The organism is Blautia sp. AF19-10LB, assembly GCF_003461245.1.
Taxonomy (GTDB): domain Bacteria; phylum Bacillota; class Clostridia; order Lachnospirales; family Lachnospiraceae; genus Blautia_A; species Blautia_A intestinihominis.
The window spans coordinates 1-16,208 of record NZ_QTWS01000016.1; the positions used below are offsets into that span (position 1 = coordinate 1).

The 16,208-nt window shown below is 47.0% G+C and carries 18 protein-coding genes; all 18 read right to left on the reverse strand.

All coding sequences use genetic code 11. The annotated features are described in order from the left end of the window. Positions 1–221: 221 nt before the first annotated feature. Entirely contained in the window at positions 222–1,913 is a 1,692-nt protein-coding gene (locus DWX28_RS09990; protein WP_118252602.1) for a sulfate adenylyltransferase subunit 1, read from the reverse strand. Next, positions 1,914–2,816 carry a sulfate adenylyltransferase subunit CysD gene (gene cysD, locus DWX28_RS09995; protein WP_118252603.1) on the reverse strand — a complete coding sequence of 301 codons (903 nt, stop codon included), beginning with the start codon at positions 2,814–2,816 and terminating at the stop codon, positions 1,914–1,916. A 15-nt stretch (positions 2,817–2,831) separates the two neighbouring features. Continuing rightward, a complete protein-coding gene (locus DWX28_RS10000; protein ID WP_022213499.1) occupies positions 2,832–3,143 on the reverse strand; it encodes a 4Fe-4S dicluster domain-containing protein in 312 nt (103 codons plus the stop codon). Then, a complete protein-coding gene (locus DWX28_RS10005) occupies positions 3,124–4,818 on the reverse strand; it encodes an adenylyl-sulfate reductase subunit alpha (RefSeq protein ID WP_118252604.1) in 1,695 nt (564 codons plus the stop codon). The genes DWX28_RS10000 and DWX28_RS10005 overlap by 20 nt, the downstream gene beginning before the upstream one ends. An 18-nt stretch (positions 4,819–4,836) precedes the next feature. After that, entirely contained in the window at positions 4,837–5,256 is a 420-nt protein-coding gene (locus tag DWX28_RS10010) for a M67 family metallopeptidase (protein ID WP_022213497.1), read from the reverse strand. A gap of 246 nt (positions 5,257–5,502) precedes the next feature. Continuing rightward, positions 5,503–6,306, reverse strand: a complete 804-nt coding sequence (locus DWX28_RS10015; protein WP_118252605.1) for a HesA/MoeB/ThiF family protein — start codon at positions 6,304–6,306, stop codon at positions 5,503–5,505. After that, positions 6,306–6,515: a sulfur carrier protein ThiS gene (gene thiS, locus DWX28_RS10020; RefSeq protein ID WP_022213495.1), complete on the reverse strand. Its 210-nt coding sequence runs from the start codon at positions 6,513–6,515 to the stop codon at positions 6,306–6,308. The genes DWX28_RS10015 and thiS overlap by 1 nt, the downstream gene beginning before the upstream one ends. Positions 6,516–6,592: 77 nt before the next feature. Continuing rightward, the gene (locus DWX28_RS10025) at positions 6,593–6,910 is read right to left on the reverse strand and encodes a thioredoxin family protein (protein WP_022213494.1); all 318 of its coding nucleotides are present in this window, start codon (positions 6,908–6,910) and stop codon (positions 6,593–6,595) included. 1 nt (position 6,911) lies between these two features. After that, a complete protein-coding gene (locus DWX28_RS10030; protein WP_022213493.1) occupies positions 6,912–7,160 on the reverse strand; it encodes a sulfurtransferase TusA family protein in 249 nt (82 codons plus the stop codon). Further along, positions 7,153–8,016 (reverse strand): 4Fe-4S binding protein, encoded by an 864-nt coding sequence (locus tag DWX28_RS10035; RefSeq protein WP_022213492.1) that lies wholly within the window; start codon positions 8,014–8,016, stop codon positions 7,153–7,155. The genes DWX28_RS10030 and DWX28_RS10035 overlap by 8 nt, the downstream gene beginning before the upstream one ends. A gap of 1 nt (position 8,017) precedes the next feature. Continuing rightward, positions 8,018–9,253 carry an O-acetylhomoserine aminocarboxypropyltransferase/cysteine synthase family protein gene (locus DWX28_RS10040; RefSeq protein ID WP_118252606.1) on the reverse strand — a complete coding sequence of 412 codons (1,236 nt, stop codon included), beginning with the start codon at positions 9,251–9,253 and terminating at the stop codon, positions 8,018–8,020. 199 nt (positions 9,254–9,452) lie between these two features. After that, the gene (locus DWX28_RS10045; protein WP_022213490.1) at positions 9,453–9,884 is read right to left on the reverse strand and encodes an RrF2 family transcriptional regulator; all 432 of its coding nucleotides are present in this window, start codon (positions 9,882–9,884) and stop codon (positions 9,453–9,455) included. Between the two features lie 60 nt (positions 9,885–9,944). Next, positions 9,945–11,003, reverse strand: coding sequence for a sulfate/molybdate ABC transporter ATP-binding protein (locus DWX28_RS10050; protein WP_118252607.1), 1,059 nt, complete (start codon positions 11,001–11,003; stop codon positions 9,945–9,947). Then, entirely contained in the window at positions 11,004–11,831 is an 828-nt protein-coding gene (gene cysW, locus DWX28_RS10055) for a sulfate ABC transporter permease subunit CysW (RefSeq protein ID WP_118252608.1), read from the reverse strand. Next, complete coding sequence (gene cysT, locus DWX28_RS10060; RefSeq protein ID WP_118252609.1) at positions 11,831–12,667, reverse strand: sulfate ABC transporter permease subunit CysT; 837 nt, start codon at positions 12,665–12,667, stop codon at positions 11,831–11,833. Before cysT ends, cysW begins: the two co-directional genes overlap by 1 nt. A gap of 18 nt (positions 12,668–12,685) precedes the next feature. Continuing rightward, the gene (locus DWX28_RS10065) at positions 12,686–13,708 is read right to left on the reverse strand and encodes a sulfate ABC transporter substrate-binding protein (protein ID WP_118252610.1); all 1,023 of its coding nucleotides are present in this window, start codon (positions 13,706–13,708) and stop codon (positions 12,686–12,688) included. Between the two features lie 221 nt (positions 13,709–13,929). Continuing rightward, a complete protein-coding gene (locus DWX28_RS10070) occupies positions 13,930–15,081 on the reverse strand; it encodes an ATP-binding protein (protein ID WP_118252611.1) in 1,152 nt (383 codons plus the stop codon). 26 nt (positions 15,082–15,107) lie between these two features. Then, complete coding sequence (locus DWX28_RS10075; protein ID WP_118252612.1) at positions 15,108–16,184, reverse strand: LacI family DNA-binding transcriptional regulator; 1,077 nt, start codon at positions 16,182–16,184, stop codon at positions 15,108–15,110. Between the last annotated feature and the right edge of the window lie 24 nt (positions 16,185–16,208).

Below are 16,208 nucleotides of genomic sequence, written 5' to 3' on the forward strand. Positions count from 1 at the left end.
GATTCTTTGCGCATTTACAGGTTTTCATATAATTTATTTGAAGTAGCACAATAGGTTAACTTAATGACATTGCTCAGACAGATGCTGTTCTCTTTTATACTTTCTCCCGCGCCTTTCGCGTGGCCAGGTGGGGAGTGCGAGGGGAGAACGGCCTTCGCAACTTCGAGTGCCCTCCCCTCGCATGGTTTTTTCAAAACTCGAAGGTCCCTAAGGAAGTACCCTTAGATCACCCAAAAATTATCCGTACAAACAACCTTCCGATAAGTCTCAAACCGGAACCACTTGTTATGTACTTCCGAACGGTTTTCTGAGGTCACATTCTTTGCTTCTTCAAGGAATCTCTCAAGATCCTCTTTGTTTTTCACAAGCAAAGCCATTCCTCTTTCATCGACAACCGGAAGTCCCATATAACGATACTCTTCGATCTTCTGGATATCTTCCACCTTGCCATCGCGGATCAGAACCGCAGCTCCATCCTCAACGGAAAGGATATCAAAATACTCCGGATATTTGAAGCTATCACCAACAACCGGCACTTCGTCGCCGACATGATAAGTCTTCTTATCGGATCCAGCCTTGGACATCATCGCATTTTCAAGGTTGAAGTAAAATTCTTCAAATACATATCCTCCAACTTTGATGTCATCTTTCTGAAAATACGGCTTTTCTCCGTCATTTTCTACGGTCTCAAGAACGCCGCAGGCAGATGTCATATGGCTTACGCGGTCGATCAGGATCATTTCGCCGAGAGTCTTATGTTTCTTGAACTCGTCAAGGACGATCTTCTCAGCCAGCTCGATCTCGCACAGTGCGATCTCATTTTTCTCAATGTAATCTGCGGAGATATGTTCTCCGGTGTTAACATCAATCTTATATTTGATGCTGCGGATAAATCCAGGAATTCTCTTAGTTCCCAGTTTGACCAGATACTCTTTTCCAAGAGTCAGCTTGCTGTCATCCATCCAGAGCAGTGTTGCGGTGAAGCTTTTTGCTACGGAGAGCTGTGCCTGGTCGGTGAGGACGCAGCCTCGGCTGACATCCACTTCTTTGTCAAGCTGGATGGTCACTGCCTGTCCTGTCACGGCTTCTTCTACGGAAGTGCTTCCGTTCAGAAGGGATTTGACAGTTGCAGTCTCGTTGCTTGGAAGTGTGGTAATGGTCTGTCCGACTTTGATCTTACCGCTTTCGATCTGTCCCTGGAAGCCACGGAATTCATGGTTCGGGCGGCAGACTCTCTGTACCGGCATATAGAATCCTGCTTCGCTCTCTGTCTCTGTCACATCGACGGTTTCCAGATGATCCAGAAGTGTTTTGCCTGTGTACCATGGCATGTTCTCGGATTTGACTGTGACGTTATCTCCTTCTGTCGCGCTGACAGGAACGATCACAACATCCTGAAGTCCGAGGCTTTCGGAAAGTTCGTTGATATCTTTTACGATCTCATTGAATCTTTCTTCGCTGTAACCTACAAGGTCCATCTTGTTGACTGCAAATACAAAATGATGGATTCCCATCAGGGCGCAGATGCGGCTGTGGCGTCTTGTCTGTACCAGAACACCCTGTTTTGCATCGACAAGGATGATCGCAAGCTGTGCAAAAGAAGCACCAACTGCCATGTTTCTTGTATATTCTTCATGTCCCGGTGTATCCGCAACGATGAAGCTTCTCTTGTCTGTTGTAAAATAACGATAAGCAACATCAATGGTGATACCCTGTTCTCTCTCTGCCATCAGACCATCCAGAAGAAGTGAATAGTCGATCGCGCCGCCTCTGGATCCTACCTTACTGTCGAGGATCAGGGCTTTTTCCTGGTCTGCATAAAGCAGTTTGGAATCGTAAAGTATATGTCCGATCAGTGTGGATTTTCCATCGTCCACACTTCCGCAGGTAATAAATTTCAGTAAACCGCTCATCTAGAAGTACCCCTCTCTCTTTCTCTTTTCCATGCTGGCTGCACCACCGTCAGAATCAATGATTCGGCTGGTTCTTTCAGATTCTACAGAACTTAATGTCTCATCGATGATCGCATCGAGTGTATCTGCATCAGAAAGAATACCACCGGTCAGAGGATAACATCCCAGGGTACGGAAACGAACTTTTTTCATTTCCGGTTTCTCGCCAGGTTTCAGACGCATACGGTCATCATCTACCATAATGATATTTCCGTCACGATATACTATCGGACGCTCTTTTGCAAAGTAAAGAGGTACGATCGGAATATTTTCTCTTTTTATGTACTGCCAGATATCTTTCTCTGTCCAGTTGGAGATTGGGAAAACACGGATGCTCTCGCCTTTGTTGATCTCTGTATTGTAAAGTTTCCACATCTCCGGTCTCTGGTTCTTCGGATCCCAGGCGTGGTTTTCATTACGGAAAGAAAAGATCCTCTCTTTGGCACGGCTCTTCTCCTCATCACGACGACCGCCTCCGAATGCTGCGGTAAATCCGTATTTATTGAGAGCCTGTTTCAGAGCCTGTGTCTTCATGATATCGGTATAAGCGGATCCGTTGTCAAAAGGATTGATTCCCTGCTTCACACCGTCCTCATTGATATATTCCAGCATCTCGATTCCAAGATCTTTGGCTGTCTTGTCACGAAATTCGATCATTTCCCGGAATTTCCAGGTTGTGTTTACATGTAAAAACGGGAAAGGTGGTTTTTCCGGATAAAAGGCTTTCAGTGCGAGATGAAGCATCACTGAGCTGTCTTTTCCGATGGAATAAAGCATAACAGGTTTTTCGCACTCTGCTGCCACTTCCCGGATGATATATATTGCTTCTGCTTCCAGTTCATCTAAATGTGATAATCCGCTCATAGTTCTACTCCTGTACTAATATTTATTGGAATTTCGCCGGTCAACGCTGATGACCAGTTCACTGCCGTCAGATCTGGTGATGTTCCAGTTGAGGAGATCACCTTTCTGGGTAACGTTCATGGTTCCACCCATGCCGCCGATGTCTGCGCCAAGATAAAATTCAATAGCTCCCATCTTACATTCCTTTACGCAGGAAACGCAGCCCCAGCAGTTCTTCGGGTATTTCATGACCGCTTTTTTGTCTTTGATCTGGATCAGGGTGCCAGGACATACTTCCTGACATTTACCGCAGCCGACGCATCGGTCTTCACGAATTCGTATGCTCATAAGTATCCCCCTTTACCAGATCCCTGAACAGAATGTGGATCTTGCCGTCTTCCATTCTGGAATTTACGTATTTTTCAAAATTCTGGTCTGTTTCCGGATGATCGAGATTCTCATTGAAAGAATGCCATCTGGTTTCTTTTCTGTTTCTGAGATGTTCGATCAGCACCTGACAGACGAGAAGTCTTTCTTTTAATTCGTATGCAAAAAGAAGTTCATGCATATCTTCTGCACCGACCTGATCGGCAAGTTCGCTCAGTCTTACGATCTTTTCTTCTGCAAGATCCAGCTGTTTCTCATTGAACTGATAGTTGCTGGCGATTCCGCCTGCGTATTCGTCCATGACTTTCTGCATGGCTTCTTCCAGTTCGTCGATGGTGAACAGACCGTTTTCTCCATTGCGGATCTTTTCATAATCGGCAAGGATCGTCTGTGCCTGTTTTTCGATTTCGGATGTTTCTTCGTTATGATCATCTTTTAACTGTTCGATGATCGCGAGAGAGGCGATCTTGCCCTCTGCCAGAGCACCGGTCACATATTTCTGAGGACATCCGCCTGCCACATCACCGGCTGCATAAAGTCCGTGGATGGTGGTTTCTCTTCTGGTATCTACCCAGAAACCGCTGGCTGTATGACCGCCTACGATATACGGCTCAGTTCCCTGGATCTCTACGTCCTGTTCGCTTGGCATCTTACCGCTCTCGATCCATTTGAGGGTCTGGCTCGGTGCCATATTCAGGTATGCTTTGAGAAGATCCTGATCCTGATCGGATGTGATACCGGAGGTCTTGAGATAACAAGGGCCATGCCCAAGCTGATTTTCTTTGACAGTTCCATATACACGCTGACTGGTAGTCAGACCGTAAATGTGCTCATAGACTTCGCCTTTGGAGTTGACCTGCTTTGCCTGCACACCCTGTGCGATAGTTCCTGTCGGAGCGATCGTATCTTTGCAGCGGAGTGCGATAAAACGCATCTCAAAGGTTGTCATCTCTGCACCGGAACGGATTCCCATCGCGTATCCGGCTCCTGTGTTGAATGGCGGATACCACATCTTATGTCTGGAAAATCCCGGGTTGTTTGGTTTGTAGAGGCCGGCTGCTCCGCCTGTTGCGATCAGGACTGCTTTTGCATGGATCACATAGGCTGTTTCTTCCATGATGGAAAAACCGACAGCTCCGTAAACGTTTCCGTTTTCTGTGAGAAGGTCTGTGATATTTACATAATTGAGGACATCTACATTTTTGCTTTTGTATACGGCATCTGCGAGGAGTGGTTTGAAGTTTTCGCCATTGATCTTAATGTTGCGGTTTCCTCTTGCCACGTAGTCTCCGTTTTCGTCCTTGAGGATCACGAGACCAAGTTTTTCCATATCTGCCGTTACTTCATTGAATTCTTCTGCGGCTGTCAGAAGGAGATCGTTTCTGACGATTCCTGCCGCATCTTTGGTTGCGTAATCTACGTAGTCCTGTGGCTTGCGGCCTTTGACGATGTAGGCGTTGATCGCGTTGACACCTGCTGCGAGGCAGCCGCTTCGTTTGATGTTCGCTTTTTCTGCGACGAGAACGGAAGCGTCAGAGTTTCTGCTGATGGTGAGTGCGGCGTAGCAGCCTGCGGTGCCGCCGCCTATGATCAGGACATCTGTATGTAAGTGTTTTACCTGTAAGGGTCTGCTCATGGTTTTTTCTTCCTGACTTTATTCTGTGATCTCGATCTCGTGGATCGTTACGTTTTTTTCTTTGTCGATTCCGAATGCTTTGAGTACCGGGTTTCCTTCTTCCATAAGGGAGAGGATGAGGTATTCAATGGTCGGGTCAAATGCCAGGCGTTTGTCTTCTTCGGATGGGCGGGATGGGGATTCCGGATGGGAATGGAAATTTCCGATGATCTTGTATCCATTGGCTCTGGCGTCTTTGAGTGCTGCAAGCTGTTCTTTGGGATCCATGGAGAAGTGTTCTCTGCTGGCGTCTACGTTTGTGAGAAGGTAGACTTTGGTGACGGTGATCTTCTCGGATTCTTTGGTTCCTGCGAGGAGACCGCAGGATTCATTTGGGAGGCCGGCAGTGCAGTGGTCCAGGATGGTGTTGTAGTCTGATTTTTTTATATATAATTTCATAATGGGGGCTCCTCGATATTGTTCTCTGACATGTGTGAATAAACAGTTCAACGGGGACACGCTCTCGCTGACTTCGACTGGCAGCGGATACACTGTGTACTACGTCCACAGTGTATCGGTCACAATACGGTCACTAAGAACCGGCCGTCTCAGATCATCCCCTTATATTTCAATCCACGTTCCCGCATGGGGAACGACCATTGCTCTTTGACATATTCGACTAATGCCAATTTCACTAATTCAGTTTTAGTGCATGTCACACTCAACCTGCTCGTAGTCGATTAATTTAGTAATGGTAGGATGATCACCACATACCGGACAATCATGGTTTTTCGGCAGTTTAATTGTACGGAAAGTCATAGTCAGGGCATCGTAGGTGAGGAGTCTTCCTGTGAGGAGGTCTCCTTTGCCGATGATGTATTTGACTGCTTCCATTGCCTGGAGGCTTCCGATGACTCCGCCCATGGCTCCGATGACGCCTGCCTGTTTACAGGTTGGGACTGCATCCTTCGGCGGCGGATCTTTGAAGACGCATCTGTAGCATGGTCCTTCTCCTGGGACGTAGGTCATGAGCTGGCCTTTGAAGCGGATGATCCCTGCGTGGGAGAATGGTTTTCCTGCCATGACACATGCATCGTTGATCAGGAATTTTGCCGGGAAATTGTCGGTTCCGTCAATGATGAAGTCGTAGTCTTTGATGATATCCATGATGTTCTCGGATGTGATGAATTTGCGGTATGTATTGACTTTGACATCTGGATTGATCGCCTGCATGGTTTCTTTGGCGGATTTTACTTTGGCTTTGCCGAGGTCGGCTGTTGTGTGGATGACCTGTCTCTGAAGGTTTGAGAGGTCTACCTCATCGGCATCTGCGATTCCGATGGTTCCTACGCCGGCTGCTGCGAGATACATGGCTGCCGGTGCTCCCAGTCCGCCTGCTCCGATGATGAGGACGCTGGCGTTCAGGAGTTTTTTCTGTCCCTTTGCACCAACCTCTTTGAGGATGATGTGGCGGGAATAGCGTTCTAACTGTTCGTTTGTGAATGCCATTATCTTGCGCCTCCTCCCATGAAGTACAGGAATTCGATTTCGTCGCCGTCTTTGACTTCTGTTGTCTCGAAAGCTCCGCTTTCTACGAATTCGTCGTTGATGGTTACGGTTACATACTGAGGTGTTTCCACATCCTCTTTCTCAATTAACTCTTTTACGGTAAGTCCTTCTGGATATTCTTTCTTTTCTCCTGCTACTTTGATAAACATGATTCTTATCTCCTTTATTATAACAAAATTTATGAATTTAATTATCAAATCAAAGTTATATAATTGTGAAATGATAATTAGATATAATCTTCAAACAAAGCTTCAATCTCTTCTGGTTCTTTGAGCCCGACTATTTTGCCTTTCTGTTCGCCGTTTACGAAACAGATGACGGTTGGAGCGGACATGACTTTGTATTGTTCGGCGAGTGCTTTGTCGTAGTTGACGTTGACTTTATAGATGTAAAGGGCGTCTTCGTTTTCGTCTTCGAGGTCTCCGAGGATGCAGGCCATTTGTTTGCATGGGATGCAGGTGTCGGAGTAGAAGTCTACGAGGACTGGTTTGTCTGCCTTTAATACTTTTTCTTCGAAGTTTTCTGCGTTGATCCTGAGTGCCATATCATTCGTCCTCTACTTTCCTGACGATCAGAGTGAAGGTATCGTCGCCGTTGTCGGTGAGCTTCAGGATCTGATGTCCTTCTTCTTTGATGCTTCGCGGTACGTTCTGTACCGGTTCGCCGTTGTTCATACGGACGGCGAGGATCTGTCCGTCATCGAGTTCTTCCAGTGCCACTTTTGCCTTGACAAAGGTCACCGGGCACACAACATCTGTAATATCTACGGTATCATCAATTTTATAATCAGCCATCGTAAGCTCCTTTCAGTACTTCGTACAGTTTACCTTCTCCAACTCTGTCGATCGTGAATTTGAATCTTTCACCTGGTTTTGCGTGATCTCCGAAGAACTGGATCGCTGCATCTGTCACGCGGAAGAGCTGTTCTTCGGAAGTGATCAGTGGCAGGAATTCCTGTCCTTTGCTGATATGGTTTCCAAAAGTACCTCCAAATGATACAAGGAACGCTTCATTTACATCCCATGCATCTACCGGACAGGATTTTGCACAACGTCCGCAGTAGTTGCATTTGTCGGTATCGATCACAAGTTTGTCGTCCTTGAAGGAAATCGCTTCCTCGCGGCAGGCTTTTTCACAGACACCGCAATGGATACATGCATCTTCCTGCCAGGTAACCTGTGCGGCTCCTTTGATTCCTACATCGTTTTCTTCGGCTTTGAGACAGTTGTTCTGGCATCCGGTTACGCCGAATTTGAATTTATGAGGAAGTTCCCTTCCGAAATATCTCTCATTTAACTTAACAGCGATGTCGTAGCTGTTGATATTTCCGCTTGGACAGACTGCATTGCCCTGACATGCTGTTACCGTTCTTACTCTCGGTCCGCAGACACCTGGTTTACATCCGCCTGTGGCAAGATCTGCTGTCACATCATCGATGTCGTTTAATTTGATGAACGGGATCTCAACTCCCTGTCTGGAAGTGAGATGTACGTATCCGTCACCGTATTTCTCAGCTACCTCTGCGATCTTCTTGAGGTTCTCTGCTGTCAGTGTTCCACCGACACAGGCAAGACGCAGGGAAAAGTTGTTTTTCTGTTTCTGGCGCATGAAACCGCCTTTTTTTAATGTTGCATAATCTACTTTTGCCATTTTATTCTCCTTCTATCACTCGTCTGAAATCTTCCTTTAAGTCCTCGATATCTTCAATTCCCACACTGATCCGGATCATGTCATCGTACACACCGGAAAGCTCTTTTTCTTCATTGGAAAGGTGTGCTGCGATGGTGCTTGACGGGTGGATCACCAGTGTCTTGGTGTCTCCGATATTGGATACCAGCCAGGGAAGTTTTAGTTCGTTTAAGATCTGGAAAGCTCTCTCCTTGCTTCCTGTTCTTAAGGTAATGATCGCTCCAAACCCACCATGGAACTGTTTCGCCGCGATCTCATGATATGGATGTTCCTCAAGTCCCGGATAGGAAACGGTGATGCCATGTCCTAATCCGTTCAGGAACTCCGCCAGCTCCATGGCGTTACTACAGTGACGCTGCATTCGAAGTCCCAGGGTTTCAAGTCCCAGATTGTTAAGAAAAGCATTCTGCGGTGCAAGACAGGCTCCCATGCTTCGAAAAAGTCCGTTCCGCAGTTTTGCAAGATAGGCAAATGGTCCGAACTTCTTAAATTCTGCCATCGCCGGATATTTCTCCGGGTCCCATTTAAACTTGCCTCCGCTCACCAGAACTCCGCTGATCGCATCACTGCTTCCGTTTATGTATTTGGATGAGGAATGAATCACAACATCCGCTCCGAGGCGTAATGGCTGGATCAGATATGGGGTTGCAACGGTGTTGTCAACCAGAAACGGAAGTCCATGCTTATGTGCGATCTCTGCCACTCCCTCGATGTCTGTGACATCCAGCTTCGGATTGCCGATCGTCTCTGCAAAAACGGCTCTGGTCTCAGGCATGATCGCCTTTTCAAAAGCATCCGGGGTGTTTTCCTTAACATAGGTTGTGGTGATCCCGTATGCCTTAAGCTCATCCAGAAGTTCTACCGTTCCACCGTAAAGTCCTGCCGCTGCCACAACATGATCACCATTTCGAAGAATGTTCATCAGTGCCATGGTCAGTGCTGCCATTCCGGAGGAACACGCTACACTTCCGACTCCGCCTTCCAGTTTCGTCATCCGCTTCTCGAAGGATTCGATCGTCGGATTGTTGATCCTCGTGTAGGAGTAGCCTGCGCATTTGTTTGCGAAGATCTTCTCCAGTTCCTCTGCTGTATCGTGACGGAATGCACTGGACTGGTAGATCGGAACCTGTGTCGCGCCGTGAGGATTGCTGTCCTCGCTTCCATGAAGCAAAGTTGTGTTAAAACCGTATTCTTTCATTCCTGTGCTCCTTTGTTTTCCTTTGCTGTTTTGATGGTATTACTATATACCTATAAACATACCATGTCAATAGGTAATGTATGTTTTTTCCAAATTTTTTCATTTTTCTATTTTCAGCTTTCGGAACATATCAAAAAAGGCAGCAGAACACATCTTGCTTTTTTGATATGTTCTGCTGCCTTATGCCACAGAGTGGCTGTCAGATCACGTAATCTCCCATGTTTGAATTCTGTTCCAGAAGATCCTCCAGTGTGATTCCGTCAAAATATTCATTGATCAGCTTATAAAAGCCCTCCCACATCTGAAGTGTCTTACAGGTGGCAGCTCTCTCGCACTGGTTCGGATGATCATCCAGACAGGCAACCGGTGCCATGGATCCCTCTGTAATCCTTAAGATGCTCCCAATCGTATACTCAGAAGGTGTCCTGGCGAGACGATAACCGCCGCCCTTGCCTCTGAGTGCCTTGACAAATTTCTGTTTGCTTAATACGGAAACTATCGATTCCAGATATTTCTCTGAGATTTCCTGTCTCTTCGCAATGTCCATTAACGGAATATATTCTCCTGTATTATGCTCTGCAAGATCCAGCATGACGCGGATCGCATAGCGTCCTCTTGTTGAAATTTTCATGTAAATCCCTCCATATACCTATTATACCACAAGGTTATAGGGATTTCAAGCGATATCCCATCAGATTACAAGATAATCTTCTCTTGTAGAGCTGTTTTCCAGTGAGTAAACCTTGTTTTCTTTTATCACAAAAAGCCTCTGCACGAACACGTCGACTTTTTCGCCCTGGCGCACCATTGGCTCATCCAGGCCTCGTTTTGCCGTCAGCGTAACATCTCCGACTTTCACTTCCAGCTCAAAATAGCTTCCACGGAAAGCCACTCGTTCGACTTCTGCCCCGGATGCGGAGCTTTTGTACTTCTGTACCTCTGTCTTTCTGGTGACTTTGACAAACTCCGGACGGATGATCGCGTATTCGGCCCCTGGAATGTCCTCAAAATATTTGAACATCTGATAATCTTTTACAACAGCTGCCTGTCCGAAGAAAGATGCGCTGAATGCAGTTTCCGGACTCTGATATACCTCGACCGGGCTTCCCTTCTGTTCGATGTGGCCTCTGTTTGTGATGATGATCTCATCTGCCACCTCGATCGCCTCATCCTGGTCATGCGTCACGAAGATACTGGTAATCCCCAGCTGTTCGATCATATCTTTGAGCCAGGTACGGAGTTCCTGACGGATCTTGGCATCGATCGCCGCAAATGGCTCATCGAGGAGGAGAAGCTGCGGATTCGGAGCAAGTGCTCTCGCAAAAGCAACTCTCTGTCTCTGCCCACCGGAAAGCTGGCTTGGATATCTTTTTTCCAGACCCTTAAGGCCTACCAGCTCGATCAGTTCCATAACTCTGCTTTTGATGTATTTTTTGTCTGCTTTCTGGACTTTCAGGCCAAAAGCAACGTTGTCGTATACGGTCATATAGCGGAACAGCGCATAACTCTGGAATACGAATCCGATCCCGCGCTCACTTGCCGGAATGTCGTTGACTACTTTTCCATCAATGATGATCTCGCCGCTGTCCGGCTGCTCCAGACCTGCGATCATACGCAGGATCGTGGTCTTTCCACTTCCACTCGGACCCAGAAGACCGATCAGTTTTCCTTTCTCGATTCCAAAAGAAACATGGTCGGATGCTTTATAATCTCCAAAAGTTTTGTTGATATCCTTTAATTCGACGTACATTTAGACTTCCCCCTCTTTTTTTCCTCTGTGCTCCATCACGCTGCGGATGATCAGAAGGATCACCGCCATGATCACCAGGATCGAAGATACCGCAAATGCCGGCACATACTGAAATTCATTGAATAAGATCTCCACATGTAGCGGCAGTGTGTTGGTCAGGCCGCGAAGATGTCCGGACAGAACGGAAACCGCTCCGAACTCTCCCATTGCTCTCGCTGTACATAATACGATTCCATACAGGAGTGCCCATTTGATATGTGGAAATGTAATTTTAGAAAAAATCGTCCAGCCTTTCGCGCCCATCAGTGCGGCCGCCTCTTCTTCATCTGTTCCAATGGATTCCAGTACAGGAAGAAGCTCACGGAACACAAATGGAAAAGTAACAAATACCGTTGCAAGAACGATACCTGGAACTGCAAAGACGATCTGGACATTCGCCTTCTGCAGATACGGATAAAGGATGCTCTGTTTTCCAAAGATCAGAAGGTAGATAAGACCGGCAATGATTGGTGAGACTGTGACCGGAACATCGATCAGAGTCGTGAGCAGTTTTTTGCCCTTAAACTGAAATCTCGTGACTGCCCAGGCTGCACATAATCCAAGAACGGTGTTGCATACGACTGCGATCACGGTTGCTTTCAGTGTCAGCATCAATGCGGCGATCGTATAGGAGTCTGTCACCGCTTCTACATAGACTTCCCAGCCTTTTTTGAGAGCTTCTGTGACTACGACAAACAGCGGGAGTACCAGCATCACAAAAAGAAATAAAACGCTGATCCCGATCAGAAGATATTTTACGATCTTTGATTCATTTTCTCTGTTTTTCATCAGACGTTGCCTCCTCTCAGTCTTTTTGAATTGCGTGCCTGCATCAGATTCATCAGAAACAGGATGAGGAACGATGCGATCAGCATGACGAGAGCGATCGAAGTTGCGCTTTTGTAATCGAATTCCTGAAGTTCTGACATGATGATGAGTGGTGTGATCTCAGTCTCGTAAGGTCTGTTTCCTGCGATAAATACAACGCTTCCGTATTCTCCAAGGCAGCGTCCGAACGCCAGTCCTGTACCGGTAAGAAGCGGAGGAAGAAGTTCCGGAAGAATGACTCTTCGAAAAATATATCCAGGCTTCGCACCCATGACTCTTGCTGCTTCTTCATAAGAACCGTCCAGCTTTTCAAGGACTGGCTGCACTGCTCTTGCGACAAACGGAATTCCTACAAAGATCAGTGCAAATGTGATCCCAAGTTTCGTGTAGGCGATCTTGATGCCGAATTTTGCAAAAAAATTTCCGATGAGTCCCTGGTCTGATGTCAGGGAAGTCAAAGAGATGCCGGCAACTGCGGTCGGCAGCGCGAATGGAAGTTCGATCATACCGTCCATGATCCGTTTGCCCGGAAATTCATAGCGTACCAGAACCCACGCAAGGATCAGTCCCATCACGGCGTTGACAAGGGATGCGCCCAGTGCGGTGATAAAGCTGACATAAAAACTGGACAGGACTCTCTTTCTTGTAATGACCTCAAAAAATTCTCTCAGCCCAAGCTGCGAAGAATACACAACAAGGGAAGCCAGCGGGATCAGAACCACGATACTGAGCATGGTGATCGTCACACCCATGGTCAGTCCGAATCCCGGAATTACTCTTTTTTTGCTTTTTTTCATAATCGTTCACCTCGTATTTTAGTTGCCGTAGATCTGATCAAAGATCCCGCCGTCTGCAAAATGTTTCTCCTGCACTTCCTGCCAGCCGCTAAAATCGTCGATCGTTTTTAACTCCATTGTAAGGTCAAACACATCGCTGTATTCCTTCAGGATCTCCTCGTTGACCGGACGGTAATAATTTTCTGCTGCGATCCTCTGTGCATCGTCGGAATAAAGATAGTTCAGATATTCTTTTGCGATGTCCTCTGTGCCGCGGTTCTCTGCCACTTCGTCGACCACTGCCACAGACGGCTGTGCCAGTACACTGATGCTCGGGTTGATGATCTCAAATTCATCCGGATCATCCTGTACAGAAAGAAATGCTTCATTTTCCCAGGCGATCAGGACATCTCCCTGTCCGTTCTCCACGAAGGAAGTGGTCGCGCTTCTTGCACCGGAATCCAGAACAAGTACATTCTGGTATAATTTTTTGATAAATTCTTCCATCTTGTCTTCCTGGTTATTATAAGCTTTCTGTGCATATGCCCAGGCTGCCAGATAGTTCCAGCGGGCTCCACCGGAAGTCTTCGGGTTTGGTGTGATCACATCAACATCGTCACGGATCAGATCATCCCAGTCCTGAATATTTTTCGGATTGCCTTTTCTTACCAGAAATACGATCGTGGAAGTGTAGGGAGCACTGTCGTCCGGAAGTTCTTCTTTCCATCCTTCATCGATCATTCCTGCATCCTGGATCGCATTGATATCATATTCCAGTGCCAGTGTCACCACATCTGCCTGCAGGCCGTTGATGACTTCCAGTGCCTGTTTGCCGGAACCGCCGTGGGACTGGATCACGTCCACATCCTGACCGGTCTCTTCCTTCCAGTGTTCCTGAAAGATCTTGTTATAAGATTCATACAGTTCCCTCGTTGGATCGTAGGAAACATTGATAATATGTACATCGGATCCTGCCCCTGCATCGTAGGAACAGACTCCGGTAAAAGCTGCAATTCCAAGTACTGCTGCCAGACACAGGCTTCTCAGTTTTTTCTTTGTCATTTCTGCCACTCCCTGTTGTTTTCTTATTTTACGTTAAAGGCATTATATACCAATAAACATACTTTTTAAATATGTTTTTTAGAAAACGTTTGCACAGATGTTTCTCCGGCACTGGTCGGGCATTGATCAGGCAGCAAAAAAGACCGCCAACACAGCACCTGTTCCCCTGTACGCCAGGAGTTACAGCCGTCTGTATTGATGGTCTTTTTTATTTTATATTTTTATTTCTGTTCATCGTAAGTGTCAAGGAAATTGTGTCTCACGCCATCCTGCTTGTATCCGATGACGGTATTCAGGTTGACATTCTCCACGCTTCGGAAAATATTATATTCAATGACCGGATCCTTCTTGGCAAGTTCATGGATCAGTTCCTTGATCTCCGCACGCTTGGAGCCCTTCTCTGTACCGCCGCAGGATGCACAGTGCTCTGTAAAGCGGCATGCACACTGGATGAAATGAAGGTCATTGTAATTCGCCCAGTGAATGATATCTGCCTCACGGATCAGATACAGCGGGCGGATCAGCTCCATTCCCTCAAAGTTCGTACTGTGAAGCTTCGGCATCATGGTCTGGACCTGTGCGCCATAGAGCATTCCCATCAGGATCGTCTCGATGACATCATCATAGTGGTGTCCGAGCGCGATCTTGTTGCAGCCCAGTTCTTTGGCTTTGCTGTAGAGATAACCTCTTCTCATTCTCGCGCAGAGATAGCATGGTGACTGTTCTTCTGCTGCAACGATATTAAAAATATCCGACTCAAAAACTGTGATCGGCACATTCAGGATCTTTGCATTATCCTTGATCGTCTGATAATTGATTTCATTATAGCCCGGGTTCATTACCAGGAAAACAACCTCAAAGTTCTTCTTGCCGTGGCGGGAAAGCTCCTGAAACAGCTTCGCCATCAGCATGGAGTCCTTGCCGCCTGAGATACAGACTGCGATCTTGTCTCCGTCCTGCACAAGCTCGTACTCACGGATCGCCTTGGTAAATCTCCTCCAGATCGGCTTGCGGAATTTCTTGATGATGCTGCGCTCGATGTCCTTTGTGCGCTGTTCTGCCGCATTGTGATCCGCCATCATTTTGCTGAGTTTGATCTTGAGCCATGCGCGGTAGCCGTTCTTGATGCTGTATACTTCATACCCCTGTTCATTCAGTTCCTGCGCAATTTCCTCACTCTTCTGCCCGGTATAACAGAGCAGGTAAACCGGACAGTCCTTGCGGATCTTGTCCATATGCTCTTCTAATTCTTCCCAGTAGATGTTGACAGCCCCCGGATAGGTTTCCTTGTCAAAATCTGCCTTGTCACGGATGTCTATGATCTGTTTTTCCCTTGTATCTTCCTGTAATTCTTCAATCGTTCTAATACACATATGCTTCTTCCTTAATAAAAAATTTCTTATATACAGTAATCGCTCCAGGTGCTCTCGGAAACGTGGGAGCAGCTGTTCCGGATCATCAGGTGACCGGAAAGTTCCATACGCACGACACCGCTGTGTCCGCCTTTCATGCGGTCGAGAAGAAGGTAGAGGGCAAATTTCCCCATCTCTTCCTTCGGAAGTCCTACAGTTGTCAGCATCGGCTTCGTGTACTGCGCTTCCTCGATATCGTCACTCGCTATGATCGACGGCGTAAAATAAAGATTCCTGCAGCGTCCCAGATATTTCAGCATTCCGACAGCCGTAATGTCATTGGCGCAGTAGATTCCTGTCGGACAGTCGTCAGACTTAAGAAGCTGCTCCATCGCTTCGTAGCCTTCCTTCTCTGTCTGGTTCGTCTCCACGACATACTCCGGGATCACATCCAGGTTATTTCTCTTAAGAGTGTCCAGATAGCCATTGTAACGGTCCTCGTTTCGACAGTTTCCGACATACCCGATATTCCGGTGCCCCAGTGAGATCAGATGTTCCACTGCCATCGCCGCGATCTTTCTGCCGTCACACAACACTTCATCCACCTCATAATTGGTGGAATTACGGTTGACTGACACTACACTCCGGTATTTCTGATTTAGTTTCTTAAGGGCCACAGGATTGCATCGGCCGATCACGATCAAGCCGTCCTGTTTTCCCTCCGTCTCAGTATACATTCCCTGGATGATCTGGTCAAGATTTTCCCGCCGGCATTTTCGGTCATCGGAAAAAAGCGGCATATACCAGACTTTGGAGAGGATGCAGTTGTGCTCGTGGATCTCGCTCTCCACCACGCGGAGAAGCTCTGTGAAAAAAGGATCCGTCCTTGACTCATCAGTTCTTGTCATCAGTACATTGACGTACCAGATCCGGCTGTCTCTGGACTGCCTGCCTTTTTTGAGATTTCTTGCCGCCTCGTTTGGGACGTAATTCATTTCCATGGCGATCGCCCAGACTTTTTCCCGAAGGCCGGGAATCGAACATTTGTAGTCAGGACGGTTAAGGATTCTGGAAACGGTTGAGATAGATACTCCTGCTTTTTCTGCAATCTTTTTGATAGACATATGTGTATTTCCTCTTGAAGTCGA